General features: G+C 65.7%; 3 protein-coding genes. All 3 read right to left on the reverse strand.

The features are described from left to right. Positions 1-70 precede the first annotated feature (70 nt). On the reverse strand, positions 71-625 hold the full coding sequence (locus ACO6VM_RS01605; RefSeq protein ID WP_125464114.1) for a YbhB/YbcL family Raf kinase inhibitor-like protein: 555 nt from the start codon (positions 623-625) through the stop codon (positions 71-73). Between the two features lie 49 nt (positions 626-674). Continuing rightward, positions 675-998 (reverse strand): hypothetical protein, encoded by a 324-nt coding sequence (locus ACO6VM_RS01610; RefSeq protein ID WP_401059243.1) that lies wholly within the window; start codon positions 996-998, stop codon positions 675-677. A 111-nt stretch (positions 999-1,109) separates the two neighbouring features. After that, the gene (locus tag ACO6VM_RS01615) at positions 1,110-2,414 is read right to left on the reverse strand and encodes an MFS transporter (protein WP_232885488.1); all 1,305 of its coding nucleotides are present in this window, start codon (positions 2,412-2,414) and stop codon (positions 1,110-1,112) included. Positions 2,415-2,929 lie beyond the last annotated feature (515 nt).

Below are 2,929 nucleotides of genomic sequence, written 5' to 3' on the forward strand. Positions count from 1 at the left end.
GGGGGGGGATTCCTAGAGGAACAACCTCTCCCAAATAAAGGGGGGTGGGAGCGGGCTTGCCCCGCGATGATCAATGCCCATAACGCCCCACCAGGCTCTGCGCCCCCAGCGCATGCCCCTGCAGCGCCTTCAGCAACCCTCGATGGTTCAGCTCCCCAGGCAGGCTGCCTGGGGCAAGATCAGTGGCGATCAGGGTCAGCACATAGTGATGCGGATTGTCGCCCGCCGGTGGGCAAGGCCCGCGATAGGCCATGGCGCCACGGGAGTTGAGGCCCAGCGCTGCCACCGGGCTGCTCTGGCCGCCAGCACCTTCCTCCAGGCCACCGGAGGCCGGGTCGATGTTATAGGCCAGCCAGTGCACCACCCCCAGCCCCTTGCCACCATCGGGGTCGAACATCACCAGTACCAGCGAGCGGGTGCCCTGCGGCAGGTTGGTCCAGCTCACCTGCGGTGACTTTTCCTCGCCACTGCCACAGGCAGGGTCAGCGCCCACCTGCTGCAGCGCGATCACGCCACCGTCGGTGAACGACGCCGAACTGATGTCCAGGGCGGGGCTGTAGTTGACCGAGGCGGCGAATGCCCCTGTGGGCAGCAAGGCAAGCAGCAACCAGTACCTGAGGTTCATGCCAGGTCTCCAGGGCAGGGGCGTCGTTCAGCAGTGTAGCCAAGGCCCGTCAATAGCTGTCCTGGTCCTCGGCGGTGCCGCCGGTGTGCCCGGCACCGCTGCCGGTAGCCTCGCCGGTACTGTTTGAGCCACCGGCAGCACCGTCGGCCGCATCGGCGTTGGTACCGGTGTCGCTGCTGTCGTTGCCCTTGCCGCCACCGGGGTTGTTGACACTGCTGCCATCACCGGCCGTGGAGCCTCTGGGCTGATCACCCTTGGCGCTTTCGTTGGTCTGCGGTTGGCTGGTGTAAGGGTCGGATGCTGCGTAGCTGCTGGTCGATGCGATACCCAGCGCAACGGCGAGGAGCAGGGCGAGCGGGCTTAAGCGATCCATGGTGAGTCTCCTGTCGGATGAACTGTCATGGATTCGGCCGCCAGAACGCAGCCAGGGTGCCCGCCGGGCGACGGGCGGCAAACCAAGGGGCCGCAGGCGGCCCCGGTTGCATCAGTGGCTTTCGCTGCGTGCCTGATGCGGCGCAGCCGCGCTGTTGAGCGCGTCCAGCGTCGGGTGCTCCTGGGCGGCATGCATCAGGTCCTCGGTCACCCGCAGTTCGGCGCCGGTCGGCGAGAAGGTGGTGGCCGCAGTGAAGGGTGCCGGGTGCTCGGGTTTCGGGCGTTTGCCGCGGCGCCAGAGGAAGAAGCCGACCATCGCCAGGTTGATCACGGCGAATGCCCAGAACAGCCCGACTTCACCGTACGAGGTCATCATCGGCGAAATGGTCAGCGGCGCCATGGCCGAGCCCAGCGAGTTGATCAGCAGCAGGCCCTGGATCATCGGCACCAGGGCATCGGCCGGCGCGCGGTCGGCGGCGCTGCTGACCGCCACCGGGTACAGGGCGAACACCCCGCCACCGAGCAGGAACAGCAGGGCAGGCAACAGCACGGTGTCCACCGGCAGCACCACGATCAGCAGCGACAGCACGGTGCACATCGCCGCCAGGGCGATCAGCACATCCTGGCGGTCCTTGCGGTCGGACCAGCGCCCCACCGGGTATTGCAGCAACATGGCGCCGAGAATCACCCAGGCCATCATTTCGCCGACCTCGCCCACGTCCAGCCCGACCCGCTGCAGGTACAACGGCAGCAGGGCATAGATCCCGGCAATCGCCACGCCGGAGCCGAAGCAACCGACCAACCCGGTAGGCGCCACGCCCAGCAGCTGGCGTGGCTTGAGCGGCTCGACCTGGTCGAGCAACGGCGACACCCGCGGCAGGATCACGATCGGCAGCACCGACAGGGTGGCGAGCATGCCGGCCAGCATGAACGGCGCAGTGTCGCCCCAACTGGTGATCTCGCCCAGGGCCGCCTGGGCGATCACCCCGGCGCCATAGAAGGCGATCATGTACAGCGCCAGCAGGCGGCCACGGATCTTGGCGTCGCCGGCCAGCAGCAGCCAGCTTTCGATCACCAGGAACACCCCCACCGCAGCCCAGCCGTTGAGCAGGCGCAGGATCGACCACCAGGTGGTGTCGTAGAACAGGCCCTGCAGCAGGATGGTCGCGCCGATCAGCGCGGCGAAGCTGCTGTAGGCGCGGATATGGCCGATGCGCAGGATCAACCGGTCGTTGACGATTGCGCCGAGGGTCAGGCCGATGAAGTAGGCCGAGGACACCACGCCAATGGTGGTCGCCGATTCGCCGGCGGCGTCCAGGCGCAGGGTGGTCAGGGAAGACATGAAGCCATTGCCCAGGGCAATGATGAACAGGCCGAGCAGGGGTGCCAGCGCCATCGCCAGCAAACGCGGAGACATACGTACCTCAAGGTTGGAATAAGCCAAGCTGCGCCTTTTGCGCTGCGTGCACGGAATGCGACCTGGGCAAGGGTCAACCGCTGGACCTCAAGGGGAGGCCGGGCGGGGGCGGTTGAGCCTGTGGCACATGCGCGATGTGGCGAGAGGCGCGGACGCTGTCCTTGCGGGCGGTTGCCACCGAGTGGGCGACGGGCGAAAAGGAGGCGGGATTTTACGGGCTGTGGCGGATTTGCCAAGAGGGCGTTGGCTGCGACGAGAGGCCGCAGGCCGACGAGTATGCGCTCAGTACGCGTCTGCCTCAGAAGGTATTCATGATAATCAAAATTAACAATGTCTTTTAACTATATGAATTTAGACAGTTATTTATTCTAGAATTTACTTTAACCATTGATGATCGCGCGCGGCTTTCGCCCCGCCGATGAAACCAAGGCAATTCAGCTCTGAGGGCCTCATCGCGGGGGGGGAAGAGACCCACCCAAGCGTCCTAAGAAGGGGGGAGGGGGGGGGGAGCGATA

The sequence above is a fragment of the Pseudomonas sp. GZD-209 genome, from assembly GCF_049310485.1.
In the GTDB taxonomy this organism is placed as follows: Bacteria; Pseudomonadota; Gammaproteobacteria; order Pseudomonadales; family Pseudomonadaceae; genus Aquipseudomonas; species Aquipseudomonas sichuanensis.

Bases quoted from the DNA above. Each gene is read 5' to 3' on its own strand.
- ACO6VM_RS01605 (WP_125464114.1), bottom strand. From the start codon at position 625: ATGAACCTCAGGTACTGGTTGCTGCTTGCCTTGCTGCCCACAGGGGCA.
- ACO6VM_RS01610 (WP_401059243.1), bottom strand. From the start codon at position 998: ATGGATCGCTTAAGCCCGCTCGCCCTGCTCCTCGCCGTTGCGCTGGGT.
- ACO6VM_RS01615 (WP_232885488.1), bottom strand. From the start codon at position 2,414: ATGTCTCCGCGTTTGCTGGCGATGGCGCTGGCACCCCTGCTCGGCCTG.